This is a genomic window from Pelagicoccus sp. SDUM812002 (assembly GCF_031127835.1).
Classification (GTDB): domain Bacteria; phylum Verrucomicrobiota; class Verrucomicrobiia; order Opitutales; family Opitutaceae; genus Pelagicoccus.
In genome coordinates, this window is the sequence record NZ_JARXHX010000012.1 from 135036 (window position 1) to 156759 (window position 21724).

The window sequence follows — 21724 nt, forward strand, 5'->3', positions numbered from 1 at the left end:
TTTCGACCCATCGATGAAACCGATCGTTCGCGCAGTGGAGCCCTCGAGCGGATTTGAACCGCCGACCTCGTCCTTACCAAGGACGCGCTCTACCGACTGAGCTACAAGGGCACTCCGAGAAGTGGATCTGAAAAAAAGAAGTGAGAACATGCGCAGGCCATTTTTGCCCGTCAACTACAATATCAATAAAATTGGACGCGTTCTCACGGCACCATTTCCAATAAGTAAACCCCATCTTCAAGCAGTCCCAACTTGGGAAAATTAGCGTACGCGATTGCGCTCATTTCACGGTCAGCTTCATCAAATCCGGAACTCTCCACTACAGACAAGCCCCCGACTTGGAAACTCCCCTCAACCGTCGCAAGCAATGTCAGGGGTCGTCGGTCTGGCCATTGGGATCCCAGATCGTCCAATGCATCATTATATATATTGATGCGCGAGACTTCACTACCACTGGACGGGTCGAATGCTACTAGCGAGACCCCTTGTGCCTCTTCATAGCTAACAGATAGAGTGGAACGTCCTAGTTCCCGAAACGGCAAAAATCCAAAATCTACTTGAGCCATCGAAAGTTGCTCGTAGTTGGCCGGCACATTTCCAAAGTCATCGATATAGTTCCCGTCCTCCAACTCGAACATCGGCGTAAACTCCGGAAAGATCTCCGCCTCCTCCTGCCAAAAACCGAGAAGGCTGACCGCATTCGCGCTATTCCATTCCGTCGGAAGCAGCAAGGGGCGTGGATCGAATAAACTCATCTGCTGTGCTAGCACCTCGGAGTGATCTGAAGAGCGCGAGTCCAAATACCTTATTTCTGTAAACTGTCGTTCTTGCCGACGGAGCTTCTGCCCACTATCGCGCGTAAGCGCCACGCCCCAGTACAAGATCACGTGCACCATGACCGTAGCGACGAAGGCCCAAGTCCAACGGATCGTTCGCCCAAAGGTTCTTTTCTCCTTCATCGACCACCCCCGAAAGTGCCGCCGACGGCCTGCCGCTCTTCAGTCGCAAGCTGCACCCGCGAGTATCCAGACTCGATCGCTAATTCACTCAGCAAAGCAAGTGTGCGCATCGAAACCGCTACATCAGCCTTAACCAACAAGGTCGCTCCTTGGGGAGCTTTACCACGCTTGGCAAACAACTTCTCAAGCGAATCCAGATTAAACTTACTATCCTTAAAGAAGATCATCTCCTCACCCTTCACCTCTGTCACAGTCACCACTTCGTAGAGCGGCGATATCGCAACTTGGGACGAGCCCACCTCTGGAAGAGCCAAGGTTATCCCTGGAGCCATTACGAATTTCGAGCTGAAGAGCACGAAAAACAGCCCGATCGCGCAGAGATCGAGAAATGGCCAAAAGCTCAGCTTAGCTCGCTTCGGCAGTTCCGCTTCCAGCTTTAACATTGCTTCGTCGCTCCTCAAACGCATCCGTACCTTCTGGATCCGGACCATTCTTCACACGGGTAAAGATTACAACCAGCTCCTGGGCTAGCCACTCCATTTCCAAAACCACGGTACGTATACGCCCTACCAGGAAATGATGAGCCATGATAGTCACAGCGGCGAGAGCTAGACCAGTGGCCGTGCTGATCAGAGCTTGCCAACCTCCGCCCACCAAATGTCCGGCATGCACATAAACTCCCTGCTGTTCGTATTGCATGAAACTATCGATCATGCCGATCACCGTACCCAACAGCCCGAATATCGGAGCTACCTGCGCTACAGCGTACAGGGCTCCAACACGACGCTTCACCGGCGCCAATTCGACGACTGCCGCTTCACGGACCACCTCGCGGATCTCAGCGTTGCTTTCACGAAAGCTCATCAAACCTGCCTTTACCATAGAAGCCGCCGGTCCAGGAGTGTCTTGGCAGATTGTCAAAGCCTCGATCAAGCGCCCTTTGCTCAACGAATTCTCTATCCCAGACAAAAACTCCTTCGAGCGGATCTGGTTTCGATGCAGAAACAACAAACGCTCCACGAAGACGACCAAAGCCACCAAGCTCAAAGCAAACAGAGGCCACATCACTAGCCCTCCCTGCCGAAACGTATCGAACAACTCTATTTGCAACGATTCCATCTATTACGCCAAATTATTACCCAAAAAAACGGGCCAATCCCCAGTTCATAGCAATCTAATTCGGGACTGACTCCCCAGCCGTCTGGTCGAGGATTTCCAGTCGAGCCCGCGCCAGTTCTACCCCGTTGAGCCGATGCTCGATTATCTTAAGGTAGAAGGAATTAGACTGATCCACCTTTCCTTCATCCTTCGCCAGCTCGGCTAAGCCAAACAAGCAACGGGCCACCCAATAACGACCCTTGTTGGTAAGCTTTCGAATTCCCAACTCCTCCACCAGCATTTGGTCATAGATAAGCCAAAACAACTGCTTTGCTTTCAAGGCCTCTCCCCGAGAACGCCACGCCTGACCGAGCTTGTAGCCAGCCTCTACCCGTAGATCCAACGGAGCCTCCGGCAGATCCATCAAAAGCTCCAGTCGCGAAACCGCTCCGTCGAACTTCCGCGGGTCTTCCTCCGCTTGAGCCAACAGGGTATCTGCCATCGACATTTGAGCAAAAAACCGATCCGGTCGATCCGCGTACTCGTTCTCCAACAGGTAATAAATCTGCTCCGCCGAGCCAAACTTGTTCAAGCGACGCAGCAAGTCGGCCTGCATCAGACGCGCCCTGTAGACGATCTCTGACTCAGGATAATCACTCGCTATCCTCTGCAGCAGCTTCGTAGCTTCGTCCAAATAGGTGTCTTGCCCTCGTTGTTCCGCATTCAAAGCCGCCTCGAAAAGGGCAACTGGAGCCAAACGATGGTCCGCGTATTCATCAGCCAATGACACGAGCAATTGCTGAGCCTCCACCGTACGGTTCACATTCGAGAGGTATCGAGCCTGTGAAATGTAGGACAGCAGAGCCGACTCGTATCCTGCATAATCCCTTCTCAAACGCTCCAATAAAGCAACCGCCTCTTCCGGTTCCCCTAAGGCGAAATGCGACTCGGACAAGGAGAGAAGACTGCTCGCTAAAACCTTATCCAACAGATCTTGATCTGCATCAACCATAGCCTCGCTCACTACAAAAGCCTCGATTTCGTTTACCCAATCTATCGTGTATTCAGGATCGCCCGACACGACCGAAAGCCGTGCAGTCAACCAAAGCAACCGCAGCTTGAGAAGCGGATTTTCAGCCTCCAAGAGCACCGCATCTTGGGCACGCTCGTAAGCTTCGGAAACACGGTCCACACGTCGCATTTCACGAAGCGCCATCCATTGAACCCGCCAAACCATCTCAGACCCAGCGAGAGATCTCAGGGCAGGGTCGTCGATCGCCTCTAGGGCGAGGTCTAGCTGCCCAGCTCGCAGCCTCGCGTAGATCAATTGAAAGTAAAGCGGTCCGGCCTGCGACTCCGTTGTCACATTCGACAATGCAGTTGCGTAAGCCTCTGCTGCATTACGGAAATCTTCTCGGGTATTCGATTGAAGCCCCGCCCGCAAATAACAGTCAGCGATCAATCCCGACAAACGATAGTCTCTTCGCAGATCGGAGTACTCAGTCCTCATTTGCTGCAGACGATTTGCCGCCTTTCGGTACTGGTACCGATTCCAAGCTGAAGACGCTTGCAGTGCCAACATACCTCGACGGTAGGGCGAATTAGGAAACCTCCGCTGCAACTCCGCCGCGTCATCTTCCGCACCCAAAAAATCGTCATCCAGAAAACGAAAAACAGCACGGTAATAAAGGGCCTGATCTAACAGGGCATGCTCCCTCTCCCCGCCGATTAGACGGTCTAAGATCAAACGAATTTCATCCCCTCCCTCGCCACCGTCCAGACGAGCGCGACTGAACGCTTGCTGCAGAGCTATGCTCATCAAATCCGGAAAAGCATTTGCCGCCAACAACTCGCTCATCGCTTGGCGACCTTCGACACGACCCATTCCTGCCGCCATAGTAGCGAGTAATTGGAATTGCGCCCTCTCAAGGGCTAGACCATCCGGGACAGCTGCAAGGTTTTCCATGATCAACTCGATTGCAGCATCCCTATCCCCCGAGTCATAAAGCAGCACCGCCAGCTGCTCCGCGTACAGAAAACGAATCTCCCGCCCCTCATTTTCAAGCAACGCATTCTGCAATTGCGGAATCGTCTCCGCCGAGGCCGTTTGCGTTTCCAAGATGCTTCGAAAAACCAGGTACCCGATCTGGGCCCCCAAAGCAGGTGACGCTCCATTCGCTACACTGAGGGCCGACTCGAACAGTTCTTTGGCTTCCTTGCCCTCCCCTTCCGACTGTTTCACCCATCCGCGCAAAAACCAAAACCAAGCCGCATCGCCCACCCCCAAACTCGCAGGTTCAACAGAAGAGAGCCGATCAGCCACCGCCTCTGCATCGTTTTCAGCATAGGAGATCATAGCCTCCCGCAAATCGATCCGTTGCTGCGGCCTACGATCGGCAACAGCCAGATCCGCAAGGCGGGATCGAGCTTCCACCCATTGCGTTCTAGCCAGCAATGAGTCGACTATCACAAATTCATTCGCGAAATCGGTCATCCCAGCCTCGTCCAAGGACTTCGCCTGCACCGCCAGCGAATAGCTCAATTCGTAAAGACCCGCCGCCAATGCGCGACGAGCACTCCCCTTCAACCAGAACGCATCCCCCAAATTACTCAGATCGACCCCCGAAACATCCTGACTCAACGGCGCCTCGCGATCCACTGGTACCGCATCACCTTGCCCGAATACCGTGTTAAGGCTAAACGCCGTGGTTGCCACTAACGCAAAAAAACTGAAAAATCCAAATCGCATACCGCTCAATAGGTCAGCCGCGACCTCACCAGAGTTCCGCGTGCTCCTGTAGCCAGCTGTCCCAAGCAAACGTTCACAACAAGTCTTCGGAATTAGATATGGCGAGAGTCGGACTCGTCCTTGGTCGCGTAACCACTTTCTTGGCGCTGGTGGTTTACTTTGTTTTTCGCGACATAAGCGTCATAAACGTCATCTGCTGACATACCCAAGGTCTGTGCCATAGAGATGAGGAAGTGAAAAAGGTCGATCACCTCCACGCGTGCGTTCTGCTTGTCAAAAGTCTGGTATTTCGCCCACCACTTCCAAGGTACCGAATCGATCAACTCTGCCATTTCCTGCTGCATCGCTCTGGAGTAGTTAAGCACCCACTTCGCCTGCTCCTCCTCGTCGATGTCCTTGAGGTTCACGCCGATACGCGCGTTGAGCTCTTCCTGCATTTCGAAAATCCGCTGAAGCTTATCCATAAGTTCCGCTAGCTAGCCGAGCTTCCACCCCCCACGCAAGGCCCAAGGCGTTTAAAGTTTGAACTTTTCAAACCAATAGTAAAGTACCTCTCCCGCGGTACTAACAGGACCCCAGCCGACGACTCGCCCGGTCCACCGCAATCCTTACTGCGAGTCGCACGCTCAGTCGATGACTAAATCCCGACTGACCAATGAGTAACACCATGTCACAAACAGAAGAAAACAACACTCCGTCCAAGCAGCCGGAGGCTACCAACGATCCCGTCGCGGAATTTGCCGACGAACTCCATATCGTTGATGCTATGAAGCCAGCCGCTGCCCCAACGTCGGACAACAAGCCGCTTCGATACGGCACCCGCAAGAAAAAGGCCGGCGAAGCCGGACCTAACATCAAAGACCTCAGCTCCGTCAGTAGCTTCGAAGAAGAAGAGGAGATCGAAATGGACGATCTCCCCATCCGCGCCACCGCGCCGGAGGAACTGATCGATACGAGAACAACCCCGAGCGAACCACGCGAAGAGTACGGCGAACGCCGCCCTCGACGCAACGATCGCTCGCGCGGAGAACGTCGCGAACGCAAGCCTCGCGAACGTGCTCCGAGAAAAGAAGCGGACCAGCAGTCCGCGGAATCCGAAACCAACACCGAAACCGCAGCAGCAGCTAAGGAGGAAAAAGGAGATCGCCCCGAACGATTCGGCACGGTCAAAACTGCTCCCGCAGCCCCACGCGAAGTAACGGTCGACGAGTTTCGCCCGTCCCGAGACGGACGCTCCAACCCGAAACGCGAACGCAAGCCGCGCAGCGCTGCCGACTCCACCCGATCAACGGCACCAGCCAAGAAAAAGGGACTCCTCTCCAAGATCATCGCCTTCTTTACCGGCGGCGAAAAGGAAGAGGAAAAGAAGCCGCAGGGACGTACAGACCGCGATGGAAATCGCGAGCGCAGTGGTCGCGGACGCCGCGGTCCTAAGGATCGCCAAAACCGTGACGGAAATCGCGAAGGTGGAGAAGGAGGCGGACAACGCCGCCGGCGCCGCCCACGCAACCGTAAGCCCCGCCAAGACGGAGAAAGCGGAGAGCGTCGCCAGCGACAAAACCGCGAAGGCGGAGAAAACCGTCGCCCACGCCGCCCTCGTCGCCCACGCCGCGATGAAGGAAAGCCCGGCGACTCCGATGCACGCGAGATCGGACGTCGAGCTCGCGAAGAAAGCGAAGCGTCCAAATAGGAACCGCCCAAACTTTCACAACTCAAGCCCTGCAGCCCTAAAGCCGCAGGGCTTTTTCGTATCCGCAAAATTCCTCCAATCTTCGATCTTCACATTTCACAAATCGCTTCCCAATCTTGCCGCATGCCCGAGCCCACCGACACAGGAGTAGACTATTTCGCCAGCGCCCTCTCCAATCAACTCAACACCCAAACTGAGTCCCTCCTGCGCCCCCCTTCATTCGAAGAATTCGTCGGCCAAAAAAAAACCGTCGAACGCCTCAAAATCATGGCCGGCGCAGCCAAAAAACGCGGCGAAGCCCTCAACCACATCCTCCTCTCCGGCCCTCCCGGCCTCGGCAAAACCTCGCTGTCGTTCATTCTCGGGGCCGAGATGGGGCGAAATGTGCGCATAACATCCGGCCCCGTAGTTGAAAAAGCAGGCGACCTCGCCGGCATGCTGACGAATCTCGAGGAAGGCGACATCCTCTTCATCGACGAAATCCACCGTATTCCCAAGACCGTCGAAGAGTACCTCTACTCCGCTATGGAGGACTACTGCATCGATATCATGATCGACCAAGGCCCCAACGCCCGCTCGGTCCGCCTCAACATCCCTCGCTTCACCCTTGTCGGGGCGACCACGCGCGGTGGACTCCTCACCGCTCCGCTGCGCTCACGCTTCACCCTACAGACCCGCCTCGACTATTACGGCCCCGAAGACCTTCTCAAGATTGTGACCCGAACCTGCCAGCTCCTCAATGTGCCGGTCGAAAAAGACGGCGGTTTGGAAATCGCCAGCAGAGCCCGCGGCACACCTCGTATCGCCAATAATCTCGTCAACTTCGTGCGCGACTACGCCGAGGAAAAAGGAAACGGCACCATCACCAAGGAGTCAGCCAAGGCCGCACTTGAACTCCTAGAAATCGATGCTCGCGGACTCGATGAAATGGACAAGCGCATCCTCCGCGTCATGGCCACAACCTACCATGGCCGACCCGTCGGGCTCGCCACCCTCGCGGTCGCGGTCGGAGAAGAAAGCCACACCCTAGAAGAGGTACACGAGCCCTTCCTCATCCAAAGCGGCCTCGTTCAACGAACCGCCCAAGGACGTATAATCACCGCGGAAGGCCTCGCCGCCATCGGCCTTGAGCCGACCACCGCCTAAACAGCGTGTAATACCTCGCAGGTACCTCTCTCCAATTCTCTTGGAAATCCTCGATATCTCATTCGTTTGGAGATGGTCGACAACGCACACCCCACTCCTGCAGAACAGCACACCCTAATTCGGAAATGGCTTCAGAATCTCAGCAACGACCTTCGCCCTCTTGATATCCGTATTGAATTCGCCTAACGACCTGGCCGTCGCCCAACCTTGCCAAGCGAGGTCTCGAGATGCCGCGTCAAAGACGTCCACGTACAAATAGATCGTCACGTCGCCAAGCTTTCCGAGGTGGTCGCCTGGATCACTCTCGTATCGAGACTTGGGCTCGTAGACGGGCACGCGTTGGCCGAGGTTTTTCACCACGCCTCCGGGATCCCAGCCTCTCATCACTAGCATGCCCGAACTGTCAGCCTGGAGAGGCGAATGCACCTGCCCTTCCGGACCCACATCTATTCTCAAACCAAGGAAAAAGTCCGCTGCCGAATCTTGCTCTCTGGAAAAACCTTTTTCCTCTAAAACATTCGACGCGACCGCTAACGCGAACCCATCGAAGCCAAACACCGCTTTCGCCACCGGATCAAATTCTGGATGCGGACTTGGAAGCACCCCAAAAGTCTTGAGGCGCGTGAAGTCGACTTGGGGATTGAATTCGTGCTGAACACTCAGACTGGAACACGAGGTCAACAAAAAGCAGAGAAACAGCGGGGTAGCAGCAAAGATTCTCATAACAGTCTAACAATCACTCGAACACCCCTCAAAGTCAAGTCTACGCCCGAGTGAGAAAGCCTCCAACTGGAAGCTGAATTTCCAAACAAAAAGCCGCTCTGGAAAACGTCCAAAGCGGCTTCGAAAGAGTTGCGAGAACGGTTTGTTACGCGAGGGCCGCTTTGATGCGTTCCATCGCTTCCACAACCTTTGAACGGGAGTTGAAGGCACTAATGCGGATGTGACCTTCGCCACAGGTACCAAAACCAGCTCCCGGCGTACAAACCACACCCGCTTCATTCAGCAACAAGTCAAAGAAGTCCCAACTCGGACGCTTGGCGTTGATCCAAATGTAGGGCGAGTCCTCTCCCCCGATACAATCGAAGCCGAGGTCTTGCATGGCTGCCTTCACGATCTTGGCGTTTTCGAGATAGAAGTCCGTCAACGCCTTCACTTCGGCAGCCCCTTCCTCCGAGTACACCGCTTCAGCGGCTTTCTGCACTGGGTAAGAGACTCCGTTAAACTTGGTGCAATGACGACGATTCCAGAGCGCGTGCACGCAGTGCTCCTTGCCGGATGCGTCTTGTGCCTTGAGAGATTTCGGAACCACCGTGTAAGCGCAGCGCGTACCCGTGAAACCAGCGTTCTTGGAAAAGCTGCGGAATTCGATTGCGACGTCACGAGCACCTTCGATCTCGTAAATGCTTTGCGGTAGCGAGGCGTCGCGGATGAACGCCACGTAGGCAGCATCGTACAAAATAATCGCGCCACAATCCTTGGCGTAGTCTACCCAAGCTTTCAGCTGCTCCTTGGTAGCCGTCGCACCAGTCGGGTTGTTGGGGAAACAAAGGTAGACAAGATCTACCTTCTCACTTGGAATTTCTGGTACGTATCCATTTTCTGGAGTCGAGTCAAGATAGACAAACCCTTCATAGCGCCCTTCGACGTTGTTTCCGGTGCGACCCGCCATAACATTCGTGTCAACGTAAACTGGATACACGGGGTCTGGTACGGCAATCCGGATGTCATCACCAAATATTTCCTGAATATTGCCGCTATCGCACTTAGCCCCATCACTCACGAAGATCTCGCTAGCGTCGATGTCCGCACCGCGATCCTTGAAATCGTTTTTCGCGATTGCATCCCGCAAGAAGGCGTAACCCTGCTCAGGACCGTAACCGTGGAAAGCTTCGCGCGTGCCTTGGTCATCGATCGCCGCATGGAAAGCCTTTTGACAGGCTTGCGGAAGCGGTTCGGTCACATCGCCGATTCCGAGGCGAATGATCGGTTTCTCAGGATTCGCCTCCTGGTAGGCAGACACGCGCTTGGCGATGTCGGAGAAAAGGTAGGAAGCCTTGAGCTTCAGGTAGTTTTCGTTGATCCGGATCATGATTGTAAAAGTGAGCCGACATCACACTGATCGGGAGGCGTGAGTCAACAAAAGGAGAGCCGCAGGGCAATTGCGGGTCTACAAAATCAACGACGATCTATGATGTCCGAGGCTTCGAAGCGTACCTTTTCGGTCATAGCATACTTATCCCCTTCCGAACGGTAGCCTAACGGGCAAGCGACGACTGTGGAATATCCGGAGCCTTCCAAGCCGAGGATCTTATCGTAGGCAGCCCCATCGATCCCTTCCATCGGGCAAGCGTCTACTCCTAACGCGGCGGCAGCGAACATCAATTGCCCGAGAGCAATGTAGACCTGTTTCTGAGCCCAAGCGTCGATCCAACCTTGATCTGACGCCATGTCTACAAAACCACCCGCGAACTTTTCGTAACCAGCGAGGCTTTCCGCGGTGACTCCGCGCACTTCCGCCATGCGATCTATAAAGTCTCCTACATCCTCGCGTTTGTATCCTGTTCTCGCCGCAAGCACCAACATGTGTGAACAATCCTTGGGCTGCTGCTGGTTCCAAGAAGCGGCGGGAAACTGGTCCTTTACGGACTGGTCTTCCACAACGATGAACTTCCATGGCTGAAGTCCGAAGGAAGACGGAGTAAGAATGAGGGCCTGTTCGAGTGTCTCCATGGTCTCTGCAGGAATCTTCTTGGAGGCATCGAACTCCTTGGTCGCATAGCGCCAATTAAGCTGCTCGATAAGGTCGTTTGGGTTGAGTATAGCCATAGGTGTTTCTTGTTTAATTCGCTTTGCGGCGGACAACGGTAATGTGCCCCAAGAGACTGCATGATCCGTAAGACTCGTTACTACTTTCCGCGGTCAAAAGGCTCGAGCGGGCCGTCGATCTCTTCCTCCTCCGCAGCGATGTAATGGCTCCCTTTACTCTCAGGATTGAGACTGGCGGCATGCACCACGAGCAGAGCCGCCTTGACCGCATTGCGCAGCTCGACTAGCGAGCGCGTGAGGCGGGCGCCTGCATAGAAGCTACTAATCTCCTCTTCCAATTGCCCCAAGATACGTCGTGCCCGCTGGAGGCGCCGAGGCGAGCGAATCAAGCCCACGTAGTTCCACATGGTGCTCTTGATTAGACGCATATCCTGCTGGATCAAAACCTCGTCAGCAGCACGCTCCGGACTCACCCACTTTTTGACTTCCGGCAAATGAAAATGCTCGCTCTTCAAGTCATCGACATCAGCGCGTGCCGTAAGCTTCGCTGAAACCAAGCACTCCAGAAGCGAAGTACTGGCGAGCCGGTTTGCCCCGTGTAATCCAGTGCAAGCGGTCTCGCCAATAGCATTGAGATTCAAGACTGAGGATCGACCTGATAGGTCGGTGTAAACTCCCCCGCAGGTGTAATGGGCAGCAGGAGCTACTGGAATCGGTTCGCGGCTGATGTCCACACTGCAAGCTAATGCTCGCTCGTAGATCGAAGGGAAACGCTCTCGGATGTACTCTGGCTTTTTACTGGAGAGATCTATGTAGACGCAGTTTTCGCCGCTAGCAATCAGCTCTCGGTGTATTGCCCGAGCTACGATATCACGCGGCGCCAGCGACTTCATCGGGTGCAATGCATCCATGAAGGCATGACCATCACCATTGACCAATACGCCTCCCTCCCCACGCACCGCTTCAGAAACGAGAAAGAGCTGGCAGTTCTTTTTGAGAAAAACGGTCGGATGGAACTGGATATACTCTAGATCGATGATACGTGCTCCAACGCGACGCGCCATCGCCACACCATGTCCCACCACCCCTGGCTGGTTCGTCGTGTTCTTGAAAACTTGACCGAGTCCGCCCGTGGCGAGAATCGTCTTCTTGGCAATGATCGCCTTCACCTCGCCACTGAGCGTATCTAAAGCGTAAACGCCGATACAAGTAATAGGCTTATACTTGTCGATCGAATGAATCGAGTTGTGCGACAAGGTCAGCAAGTCGATCGCAACATGGTTTTCTCGGATATCGAGATTCTGGATACCGCGAACGTAGTCGTGGAAATTATTCAGAATCGCTCTACCCGTTACGTCCTTGGCGTAGATTATCCGCTTATCGCTATGTCCCCCTTCACGAGTAAACTGCAGAGCGCCCGTTTCGCTACGGTCAAAAGGAATATCCAAGCGATCGAGCAAGAGGTCCTGCACTGCCGCTTGCCCTTCCGCCACGAGCGAGTGAACAGCCTCCGGATTCGCGGTGTTCGCCGAAGCGACCATGATATCCTTCTCCAGCTGGTCCGGATGATAAGAGGTATCATAGATGATTCCGCCTTGAGCCCACTTGCTATTCGCACCGGTCGATAGCTGGTCGGCACAAATCATCGTGACCGACAGACCTTGGCTACAAGCATGGTGAGCGTAGGCGCTACCGGCGAGCCCAGCCCCGATGACTAGGCAATCTGTGCGAATTGTTTCCACTCGAAATTAGCTTTCAGATAATATCGAGCCTAGCAGCCTTTGCTCGGCTGGTGGGGTGCGCCCTCCGCGATCTCAAACATGCGGTCGATCGAATGCAGCGCCTTTCGGCGAAGATCCTCATCAAGCTCGATGACCTGCTCCTTTCGCGGAGCCACCAAGACATCACGTATTTTCTCAAGGGAGTTCATTTTCATGTACGGGCACAGCTTGCATCCAGATATGAACCGTTTCTCTGGAGCTTCTACTTCGATGCGCTCCACGAGACCACATTCGGTCAGCATCATGAAGTAAGGAGCCTCGGTCGCTTTCACGTACTGCATCATGCCACCCGTACTGCCCACGTAATCGCTCCTTTCGGTTATGTTAAGCGTACACTCCGGATGCGAGACCACTTTGAGGCCGGGGAATTTCAAACGCGCCTCAGCGATCGCCTCCGGATCGAAATGGTCGTGAACGATACAGGTGCCGTCCGAGGAAACGATTTCCTTGTCGATTCCGCGTTTTTTCATTTCCACCCGAATGTTCTCCGCCATCAGGCGGTCCGGAACGAAGAGGATCTGTTTCTGAGGCAGCGAGGCCACGATCTTGTAAACATTGCTGGAAGTGACGCACACATCGCACTCCGCTTTGACCTCAGCAGTGCTATTGATGTAGCAAACGACCGCAGCTTCCGGGTAAGCCTTTTTTAATTCGCGCAATTGCTCGCCGGTCAATGAATCCGCCAACGAACACCCAGACGCGCGATCTGGAACAACCACCTGAGAATCGGGCGATAGGATCTTCGCAGTCTCTGCCATGAATACCACGCCGGAAAAGACGATGCTCTTCGCCCCAGCTTCTTTGGCTTTCAAGCTGAGCATATAGGAATCTCCCGCGAAGTCTGCCACTCCGTAGATGATCTCCGGCTCTACATAGGAGTGGGCTAGGATGACCGCTCCTTTTTCTTTTTTGAGCTCGTTGATCTCAAGCGTAAGCGGAGCGATTTCCCGACAGGCTTCAAGGTTCCAAGAACGGCTGGCCTCACACTCCACGTGCATGAGTTTTGCGAGAAGGCGTTCTGCCTCCTCTGCGATTTGAGCTTCCGAATAATTTCTGTTGTCTGCGGCGCTTACCATGGTCTGAGCACTAGCTTTTAGATTAAAAGCAAAAGACATTGAGCGGTTCCCAAGAGAAAGGGAAGCATTTGCTTGAATGACAGGAGTACACCGCTCGGGAGCGTAGCCAACTGAAATTCCACTACCCAGGCTTCTAAGATGCTTGGTACCCAGGGTGGGACTCGAACCCACACTTCCGAAGAAAGCGGATTTTGAATCCGCCGCGTCTACCAATTCCGCCACCTGGGCATCTCGTAAAACCTTCCCAGAGTCGCTTCGCATCCGGGAAAGGTTCGGTGTTTTGCCATTAGCACGATTCGATGCAAGCCAAATTCAAACCTCCGCGAAAGAATAACCCCGCTCTCGGAAAAAAGTTTCCCATCCCCCTTCTCCGATAAAACGCAAATCAGCTTACACCTTGCTTGGTAGCAACTTAGGATATTTCTGTCGAAATGCGGATTTTCTTACCAAAATCTTTGAACGTTCCGCTCAGGACTACGTCTATCTTTGCAGGACATATTAAGGGTTTGTTCAATTTTGTATCTAGTTTGTAGTTTGATAAGTCGAAAGAGGCATCGCGAAAGCGGTGCCTCTTTTCGTTTACAACGGCGCTCCGATCCCTTCGGAGTCTTTTTCAAACTTATTGCCAAAACTTTTGAACGATTCGTCAGCCAGCGCGCCTATCTCAGCACAAGGGTAGTTTAAATTTTTAGAATCTGGTTTGTAGTTTGATAAGTTAGTAAAGGCGTCGCGAAAGCGGCGCCTTTTCTGTTTGTAAGGAAGCCACTGCTGATCGTTACCTAGGAGCCATGCCAGACTTTCGCAGCTACCACGAGCGAGCACCCCAGAGCTTGGGCGAGCAAATCACGCTCAGTCCTGAGGAATCAAATCACCTCGTCGCTGCCAATCGTGCCCGCGTGGGAGATCCCGTATCACTATTTGATGGCCTAGGCTGCGAATGCGAAGCCCGTCTGGTCGAGGCGAACAAACGAAAAGCCGTCGTGGAAGTCCTAGGAATTTCCGAAGTACCCCACCCCGATCACTGCATAGCGCTGGCCCAAGCGCTCCCAAAAGGAAAACTGATAGAGAGCATCATACGTAAGGCATCCGAAATCGGGGCTCAACAGATTTTCCCAATCGTTTCGCAGCGCTGCGAAGCGAAGATAGACGAACGGAAGCAAGACACGAAAAACGCCAAGTGGTCAGCTGCTGCTCTCGAAGGCGCCAAACAGAGTGGCAACCCCCACCTCGTCGAGGTGAAAGCCGTTAGCGATCTCCATAGTTTCCTCGAACAAAGCCAATCTTTCGAACTCAAGCTCGTCGCGAGCCTTGAGCCTCAAGCTCTCTCTCTCAAACAACAACTCGCAACTTACAGCTCGAACCACTCCGGTAAACGCCCTTCGTCCGCCATTTGCCTGGTGGGCCCGGAAGGGGATTTTACACCCGAAGAATATCGAGCCGCCGCGGACTTCGGCTTTCTTTCCACGAGACTCGGACCGCACGTTATGCGCAGCGAAACTGCCGCCGTTCACGCACTCAGCCTCCTTCACTACGAAATCACCGGCATCTAGCTGGAGGATCGCGCTGATTTCCATTTTCGCTTATTCACCTTTAGGTGTTAAATATTGCGATCGAGTGTAAGGAATAGAAACAAATCTAATGGAGCGGTAAATCTCTCGCTATATTTTTTTAGCATCTGAGACAACAACTTACAAAATCACCTCAAATCTTGGCATTTTAATCGCTAACGGTCGGTCAACACTCTGGTTGTCGCCTTTCGCGTTCGACTGGGTAACGCCTTAAAAATGGACCGAAATGAACCAAGCGAGCAAAACGAACCGAGAGGCTGCCACTCACGATCTAGCAACTCAGGAAATGCCGAAAGAGCAAATTCCGAACGAACAGTTGGCCATAAGCGGAGAACTAGGGTTGATAGCCCTCGGGCTCGCCCTCTTGGCAGCTAGCGGATATATGTTCCTGCTGAAGGTCTCCAAGACACTGGCGCGGAGCAGCAATAAATAGCCACTCTTCGCATAGGTAGGATGATACCGGTCCAATCTGGTGCGATTTTACCAGGTCATTAAACCACCGGCAAACGTGAATCCTGCACCTACAGAACAAAAGATGATCTTATCGCCTTCCTCGAATATCTCCTCTTCCGCAGCCCAGCCAAGAGCCATCGAAACGGATGCGGCCGAGGTGTTGCCGTACTTGTTTATGGTGACCACGAACTTTTCGTAGGGAATACCCACTCGCTTGCTAACCGCCCGCAAAATTCGTGCATTGGCCTGATGAGGCACCACCCATGAAACATCCTCAGGCTTCAAGCCATGACGCTCTAACGCACTTTCGATAATGTTTGAGAATGCCAATACAGCACGCTTAAAGACGACACCTCCATCCATCTTGAGATAGAAAGAATCCAAATCCTCCCCCGGAGACGGCATCGGCTTCAGGGCACCTCCGCCCGTGCGCGATATGGCGTCAGTGTAACGAGCATCTCCACTCAAAGCCAGACGATGCAAGCGGTGCCCACCTTCACTCGGAGTCAAGATAGCTGCTCCTGCTCCGTCACCAAAAAGAAAAGCAGTCTCGTGATCCTTCGGGTTGGTGATCCGCGACAAAATTTCCGCGGTCACCACTAAGATGTTCTTCGCGGTGCCACCGTAGATCAAGCTACGGCCTACTTCGAGAGCATAGAGCCAGCCGGAACATGCAGCATTTAAATCGAAGGCCAAGGCGTGCTCTACGCCCAGCTCCCTCGCTAGGATACTCGCGGCGCCTGGAACCGGATGGTCCGGCAACAATGTTGCCACGACCACAGCATCGATATCGGAAACTTCGAGATTCGCCATCTTCAGAGCGTGGCGCGTGGCCTTGCTCGCAAGGCTCGTGGCAGACTCTCCTTCAGAGATAACGTAGCGTTGCTGGATACCGGTTACCTTGACGATCTCTTCCTCAGTCTTACCCGGGAACTGCTTTAATATATCCGCATTTGAGCGCACATTTTTGGGAACTGCGTATCCAATTCCTGCTACACATGCGGTTTGTAGCGAACCGTCACCTGGCGAAACCCTAGCAGCCTTGGGAGCAGCTGCGACGCTTGAAGCTGCGTAGGCGTCCAAATCGTCACCCGTCACACGACCGCCGGGCCCGGTGCCTACGATATTGGTTATGCCCTCCGGATCGAGTCCACGCTCCGTTGCCAGCTTCTTGGCTCTCGGAGTCCAGCGAATACCATTCACCTTGGTTACCGGCTTAGAGATAGCTACCGCAGCCGTAGCCGCTACCACCTCTTGCATCACAGGAGCGGGAGCCTCTGCTGCTTCCACCTGAAACTCGGCCCCTTGCGGAGCTGCATCGGGATCGACCTTCAAGTGGGCCACCGCCGTATCCTCAGTCTCAATACGGACGAAGGGTGCTCCGACCTCTAGTATATCGCCAGCACGGCAGTGGATCTTTTTGATCACTCCATCGCAAGGAGCCTCGAAATCGAAGACCGACTTGTCGCTCTCCAATTCCGCTAGCTTTTCGCCTTTCGCGATTTCCTGACCTGCTTCGACATCGAGATCGATCAAGGTCATTTCGTTGACAGTAGCCCCCATAGAAGGGATTGGCACGTCGATTTGAAAGCTCATGGCTTTGGCAGTGGGGTTGCTTGAAACGCGGTTGTGAACTTAGCTGAGGTTAACGGTTTTCGTCACGGCTGATGGCAGCTGCCACGAACGCTCGGAAGAGAGGGTGAGCCTTGTTCGGCTTGGAGAGAAACTCTGGGTGAGATTGTACCGCGAGGAACCACGGATGCTCCTTCAGTTCAACCATTTCCACGAGGTTTCGCTTGGGATTCACACCGCTGACGACCAGACCACCTCTTTCCAACTGTTCGACGAAGGCGTTGTTCACCTCGTAGCGGTGGCGATGTCGCTCGCGGATGATCTCTTGGCCGTATGCCTCGAAAGCGTGCGTTCCCTTCTTGACCTTGCACTCGTAGGAACCCAGTCGCATGGAGCCGCCCTTGTCGACGACCTGCTTCTGCTCTTCCATCAAGGTGATGACCGGGTGTTCGGTTTTCTCGTCAAATTCAAGACTGTTTGCATCCTTCAGTCCCAATACATTGCGAGCGTACTCGATGACCGCAATCTGCAGACCGAGGCAAAGGCCGAAATACGGGACTTTGTTTTCGCGAGCGTAACGAACCGCGGCAATCTTGCCCTCGGTTCCTCGGTCGCCAAACCCGCCGGGGACCAAAATACCGTGCAAGTTTTTGAGCGTCTCGAGACCTTCAGCGGTTTCGAGCGACTCCGCATCGATGCGCTTAACGTTCACCGCGCAGTCGTTGGCGATACCAGCATGGGTGATCGATTCGTAAACCGATTTGTAGGCGTCTTGTAGCTCAATGTACTTGCCGACGACTCCGATAGTCACCCGCTTTGAAGGCGACTTGATACGGCGAACGATATCCGTCCAGATACTCTCCTTGGGCTGGGGCGCGTTGAGTTGGAGGAAGTCCACTACGAGATCGTCGAGATGCTCGCGACGCAACATAACCGGGAGCTCGTAGATCGAGTCGTCCACGTCTATTTCCTCGATAACTGCCTTGACCGGAACGTTACAGAAAAGGCTCATCTTCTCTCGAAGTTCCGAATCAATAGGATGTTCGGTACGGCAAACAAGAATGTCCGGCTGGATACCGATCTCGCGCATCTTTGCCACACTCTGCTGTGTCGGCTTGGTCTTGAGTTCACCGGCTGCTGCCAGGAATGGCAACAGCGTACAATGGATGAAGAGCACATTGCCCCGTCCCGCTTCCAAAGCGAACTGGCGCATGGCTTCGAGGAATGGAAGGCCCTCAATATCGCCGACTGTGCCACCGATTTCAGTTATTAGGACATCCACATCCGCGCTCGCCGCCTCGATGCGCTTCTTGATCTCGTTGGTGACGTGCGGGATGACCTGCACAGTCTTACCGAGGTATTCGCCCCGACGTTCCTTCTGGATAACCGATTCGTAAATCTGTCCGGAAGTAAGATTGTTGAACTGGCTAAGCTTGCCCGAGGTGAACCGCTCGTAATGCCCGAGATCGAGGTCAGTCTCCGCTCCGTCATCGAGGACGTAAACTTCTCCGTGCTGGAACGGGTTCATAGTACCGGGATCCACATTTAGATATGGATCGAATTTCTGGATGCGGACTGTGCAGCCACGCTCTTCGAGCAGCGCCCCCAGAGATGCAGCCGTCAAGCCCTTGCCCAAGGACGATACGACTCCGCCCGTCACGAAAATATACTTCTTTACCTTACTGTTTTCCACGTTGGCTGCCATGAGAATGAGATATGAAAGAGGAGGTCAAACTACATCGCGTTACGGAACTAAAATCATCCAGCCGGCAAAGACCATGATCGCCAGAAGCGCCGCGGTAACCAGCAAGACCATGCCGACCCTTACCAACTTCCAAATCACCCAGCCAAACCCGAGCCCTACTACGACGAGGCATGCAGTGACGAGCCAAGATGGGTACATCCCATATAGTCCTTGGATTTCGTCGAGTATCTGCGCCATGGGGGGCGACTCTAGGTGAGCCGTCCAACCTGCATCAACCACCAATTCCACACTCTGGCATTTTTGCTGAGCAACACTCGTCACGGCGAGCATATCGCGTTGCCAAGTTCATCCGAATCCCCACAACCACTCACCGATGGCAAAAAAGTACAATGTATATGGAATGGGCAACGCGCTCGTAGACATCGTCACAGAGGTCGACGACGCCTTCTTCGCGGCAAACGAAATTGAAAAGGGAGTCATGACTCTCGTCGACGAAGCTCGCCAAAGTGCACTCGTATCTGCCATCGATCTCGATGCGGCGGACAAGCAATGCGGCGGCTCCGCAGCTAACTCGATTATTGGAGCGGCCCAATTCGGCGCGCGAACCTTCTACAGCTGCAAGGTCGCCAACGACGAACTCGGCCACTTCTACCTCACAGACCTCAAGGCGAACGGAGCCGACACCAATCTCACGATCGATACCCTTCCTGAAGGGATCACGGGCAAGTGCCTCGTCATGACCACTCCCGACGCCGAGCGCACGATGAATACCTTTCTCGGCGTCACCGCAACCTACTCGACCGAGCAGATCGACGAAGCTGCGCTCGCCGATTCAGAGTACCTCTACATAGAGGGATACCTCGTCACTTCCTCGAATGGAGTCGAGGCTATGAAAATTGCCAGGGACAAAGCAGCAGCTCTTGGCATCAAAACCGCCCTCACCTTTTCCGATCCTGCTATGGTCAAGTACTTCGGCGACGCTATGAAAGAGGTCGTTGGCGACGGCATCGACCTGCTTTTCTGCAATGAAGAGGAGGCCATGATTTACACCGGTACCGATTCCGTACCCGCCGCGGTCGAGGCCATGAAATCCGTCGCCAAGCAATTCGCGGTCACCCTCGGGCCGGACGGAGCCCTCATTTGGGATGGAGAGAGCGAAATCAAGATCGACCCCGTTCCCACCGAGGCGGTCGACACCAACGGAGCCGGCGACCTATTCGCGGGCGCCTTTCTTTACGGAGTGACCCACGGACTCAGCCTCTCAGACGCAGGAGCCCTCGCCAGCCGAGCATCCTCCGCAGTCGTATCCAAATTCGGGCCACGACTGTCGAAAGCCCAAGCTCAAGCTCTCCTCTAATCCACCGAGTCCCCCGCAAGATTAATCCCGACAGGCTCTGCCTCGCCACTCTTTCGAGCGGAGCAGAGCCTTTATGTCTCTAGAAATCTTATCGCCTCCACTTTGACAAAAGCCATATTTCACTGACCTTTGCTCGAACAAACTCCACTTCCCGTTACCTATAAATTAAAGTGGACAAGCTCTTCCAGTTCAGGCTGACACCGGAAGCCACGGAAAAGGGGCACAGGGCCTCTCGACCCTAGCCTAACCGAATACGCTTAACGGCATCGGAGACAACGGAGCAGAAGCCGAAACAGGTTAAACCTAGGTCCTCGCCTCATGGTCGACTCTACCTAAAAGCAGGATAACAGAATCGAAGTTAGCAGTAAGACAAACGAAGGGACCAAGTTCACCCTGACCTTTCCCAACGCTAGCTCAACTTGGGCAAAGAAGTACCTTCGAGATTGGACAGAACCAGACTTGTCTCCCTCTGCCGATACACGTTTTCTCCTCTTTTCATGCCTTCACCTCATCCTCAAAACCGCAAAACAGTCGCCATCATCGGTGCTGGAGCAGCTGGCTATTTTGCAGCGATAACGATGGCTGAGGCTGACCCCGAGGCTCAAGTCCAGATCTACGAAGTCTCCCGCCGCACGCTCACAAAAGTATCCATCTCCGGGGGTGGCCGGTGCAATGTCACCCACCACTGCTTCGACCCGAAAGAGCTCGTCACCTACTACCCGCGCGGGGGCAAGGAGCTTCGCGGCGCCTTTCATAAATGGCAACCGCGAGATACCGTCGACTGGTTCCAGAGTCGGGGCGTCAGTCTCAAGACCGAAGCTGACGGTCGTATGTTTCCCACCACCGACGACTCCCAAACTATTATCACCTGCCTAACCGAAACCGCGGCCAAAGCAGGCGTTCAACTACATTTAAGAACAGGTGTATCCGCAATCAAAATACAGTCGAATGAAACAGCCGCAGAGAGAACATCAAAATTTCAAATCACCCTCACCAACGGTGAAACCACCACAGCCAGCCACGTCATCATCGCTACCGGAGGCGGGCAGAAGAACGCTGGCCATGCCCTTGCAACAAGTGTCGGGCATACCATCACAGACCTCGCTCCCTCGCTTTTTACCTTCCACATCAAACATCCCCTGCTCGAAGACCTCCAAGGGCTCTCCCTACCTGAAGTCCAAGTGTCCTTCCCACCCGCTAAACTCCAGCAAAGCGGTCCCATTGTCTTTACGCATTGGGGACTGAGCGGACCCGGCATACTGAAGCTTTCAGCATGGGGAGCCCGTGTTTTCAGCGAGCTGAACTACCAGTGCGAGCTGAGTGTAAACTGGTACGGTGGCGCCAAGCCAGACGAGATTCGCTCCGCTCTCGAGCACTCAAAACAACAAAACGCCCGCAAAGCGCTCGTCAGCCTCAACCCCTTCGATTTTCCGAGGCGCTTCTGGGAGCGAATGCTCGCCTACGTGTCCATTTCGCCAGACACACAGTGGGCACAACTCCCCAAAAAGAACCTCAACCAACTCGTCGAGTCCATCGCCAATACCCGCCTACAGACCAACGGCAAGAGCATGAACAAAGAAGAGTTTGTAACTTGCGGCGGCGTCAAGCTCAAGGAAGTCGACTTCAAGACAATGCAAAGTCGCATCGTGCCAAACCTCTATTTCGCTGGCGAGGTACTGGACATCGACGGCGTGACCGGCGGTTTCAACTTTCAAGCCGCTTGGACCACTTCAAAACTAGCCGCCCAAGCAATCTCCGCCGACATCCCCGGTACCACAATCTAGAGAAAGCATCACGCCTC

Annotated in this window: 19 protein-coding genes and 2 tRNA genes; 6 read left to right on the forward strand and 15 right to left on the reverse strand. The window is 54.1% G+C overall.

Going from position 1 to position 21724, the window contains the following annotated elements; translation table 11 throughout:
• Nucleotides 1–35 precede the first annotated feature (35 nt).
• The 6 genes from QEH53_RS16880 to QEH53_RS16905 all read right to left on the reverse strand — a co-directional run bounded on the left by QEH53_RS16880 (nt 36) and on the right by QEH53_RS16905 (nt 5270).
• Nucleotides 36–111, reverse strand: a tRNA-Thr gene (locus QEH53_RS16880).
• Between the two features lie 92 nt (nt 112–203).
• Nucleotides 204–959 (reverse strand): hypothetical protein, encoded by a 756-nt coding sequence (locus QEH53_RS16885; protein WP_309024386.1) that lies wholly within the window; start codon nt 957–959, stop codon nt 204–206.
• On the reverse strand, nt 956–1402 hold the full coding sequence (locus tag QEH53_RS16890; RefSeq protein ID WP_309024387.1) for a biopolymer transporter ExbD: 447 nt from the start codon (nt 1400–1402) through the stop codon (nt 956–958). Before QEH53_RS16890 ends, QEH53_RS16885 begins: the two co-directional genes overlap by 4 nt.
• Entirely contained in the window at nt 1365–2078 is a 714-nt protein-coding gene (locus QEH53_RS16895) for a MotA/TolQ/ExbB proton channel family protein (protein ID WP_309024388.1), read from the reverse strand. The genes QEH53_RS16890 and QEH53_RS16895 overlap by 38 nt, the downstream gene beginning before the upstream one ends.
• Nucleotides 2079–2133: 55 nt before the next feature.
• The gene (locus QEH53_RS16900) at nt 2134–4773 is read right to left on the reverse strand and encodes a hypothetical protein (protein WP_309024389.1); all 2640 of its coding nucleotides are present in this window, start codon (nt 4771–4773) and stop codon (nt 2134–2136) included.
• A 125-nt stretch (nt 4774–4898) separates the two neighbouring features.
• Nucleotides 4899–5270 carry a dUTPase gene (locus QEH53_RS16905; RefSeq protein ID WP_309024390.1) on the reverse strand — a complete coding sequence of 124 codons (372 nt, stop codon included), beginning with the start codon at nt 5268–5270 and terminating at the stop codon, nt 4899–4901.
• Between the two features lie 203 nt (nt 5271–5473).
• Here QEH53_RS16905 and QEH53_RS16910 point away from each other — a divergent pair, with 203 nt between their 5' ends.
• Together QEH53_RS16910 and ruvB are read left to right on the forward strand one after the other, a co-directional pair.
• The gene (locus tag QEH53_RS16910) at nt 5474–6496 is read left to right on the forward strand and encodes a hypothetical protein (RefSeq protein WP_309024391.1); all 1023 of its coding nucleotides are present in this window, start codon (nt 5474–5476) and stop codon (nt 6494–6496) included.
• Between the two features lie 123 nt (nt 6497–6619).
• Nucleotides 6620–7642: a Holliday junction branch migration DNA helicase RuvB gene (ruvB, locus tag QEH53_RS16915; protein WP_309024392.1), complete on the forward strand. Its 1023-nt coding sequence runs from the start codon at nt 6620–6622 to the stop codon at nt 7640–7642.
• 114 nt (nt 7643–7756) lie between these two features.
• Here the strand turns inward: ruvB and QEH53_RS16920 are convergent, their stop codons facing one another.
• The 6 genes from QEH53_RS16920 to QEH53_RS16945 all read right to left on the reverse strand — a co-directional run bounded on the left by QEH53_RS16920 (nt 7757) and on the right by QEH53_RS16945 (nt 13496).
• Nucleotides 7757–8365, reverse strand: coding sequence for a DUF4136 domain-containing protein (locus tag QEH53_RS16920; RefSeq protein WP_309024393.1), 609 nt, complete (start codon nt 8363–8365; stop codon nt 7757–7759).
• A 145-nt stretch (nt 8366–8510) separates the two neighbouring features.
• The gene (locus tag QEH53_RS16925; protein WP_309024394.1) at nt 8511–9734 is read right to left on the reverse strand and encodes an LL-diaminopimelate aminotransferase; all 1224 of its coding nucleotides are present in this window, start codon (nt 9732–9734) and stop codon (nt 8511–8513) included.
• Between the two features lie 86 nt (nt 9735–9820).
• Nucleotides 9821–10471, reverse strand: coding sequence for an NAD(P)H-dependent oxidoreductase (locus QEH53_RS16930; protein ID WP_309024395.1), 651 nt, complete (start codon nt 10469–10471; stop codon nt 9821–9823).
• An 80-nt stretch (nt 10472–10551) separates the two neighbouring features.
• Nucleotides 10552–12153: an FAD-dependent oxidoreductase gene (locus QEH53_RS16935; protein ID WP_309024396.1), complete on the reverse strand. Its 1602-nt coding sequence runs from the start codon at nt 12151–12153 to the stop codon at nt 10552–10554.
• Nucleotides 12154–12182: 29 nt separating this feature from the next.
• Nucleotides 12183–13268, reverse strand: a complete 1086-nt coding sequence (gene nadA / locus QEH53_RS16940; RefSeq protein ID WP_309024397.1) for a quinolinate synthase NadA — start codon at nt 13266–13268, stop codon at nt 12183–12185.
• Nucleotides 13269–13411: 143 nt separating this feature from the next.
• Nucleotides 13412–13496: transfer RNA gene (locus tag QEH53_RS16945), tRNA-Leu, on the reverse strand.
• Between the two features lie 560 nt (nt 13497–14056).
• Between QEH53_RS16945 and QEH53_RS16950 the strand changes: the two genes are divergently transcribed.
• Nucleotides 14057–14818 (forward strand): RsmE family RNA methyltransferase, encoded by a 762-nt coding sequence (locus QEH53_RS16950; RefSeq protein WP_309024398.1) that lies wholly within the window; start codon nt 14057–14059, stop codon nt 14816–14818.
• A gap of 244 nt (nt 14819–15062) precedes the next feature.
• Nucleotides 15063–15269, forward strand: a complete 207-nt coding sequence (locus QEH53_RS16955; RefSeq protein ID WP_309024399.1) for a hypothetical protein — start codon at nt 15063–15065, stop codon at nt 15267–15269.
• Nucleotides 15270–15316: 47 nt separating this feature from the next.
• On the opposite strand, the gene QEH53_RS16960 is transcribed toward QEH53_RS16955, so the two are convergent.
• The 3 genes from QEH53_RS16960 to QEH53_RS16970 are packed head-to-tail and all read right to left on the reverse strand — an operon-like array spanning nt 15317 to nt 18803.
• Nucleotides 15317–16885: a beta-ketoacyl-ACP synthase 3 gene (locus tag QEH53_RS16960; protein WP_309024400.1), complete on the reverse strand. Its 1569-nt coding sequence runs from the start codon at nt 16883–16885 to the stop codon at nt 15317–15319.
• A 49-nt stretch (nt 16886–16934) separates the two neighbouring features.
• Complete coding sequence (locus QEH53_RS16965; protein WP_309024401.1) at nt 16935–18566, reverse strand: CTP synthase; 1632 nt, start codon at nt 18564–18566, stop codon at nt 16935–16937.
• Nucleotides 18567–18605: 39 nt separating this feature from the next.
• Entirely contained in the window at nt 18606–18803 is a 198-nt protein-coding gene (locus QEH53_RS16970; protein ID WP_309024402.1) for a hypothetical protein, read from the reverse strand.
• A gap of 136 nt (nt 18804–18939) precedes the next feature.
• Between QEH53_RS16970 and QEH53_RS16975 the strand changes: the two genes are divergently transcribed.
• Together QEH53_RS16975 and QEH53_RS16980 are read left to right on the forward strand one after the other, a co-directional pair.
• Nucleotides 18940–19923, forward strand: a complete 984-nt coding sequence (locus tag QEH53_RS16975) for an adenosine kinase (protein WP_309024403.1) — start codon at nt 18940–18942, stop codon at nt 19921–19923.
• Between the two features lie 497 nt (nt 19924–20420).
• A complete protein-coding gene (locus QEH53_RS16980; protein WP_309024404.1) occupies nt 20421–21707 on the forward strand; it encodes an NAD(P)/FAD-dependent oxidoreductase in 1287 nt (428 codons plus the stop codon).
• Nucleotides 21708–21724: the final 17 nt, after the last annotated feature.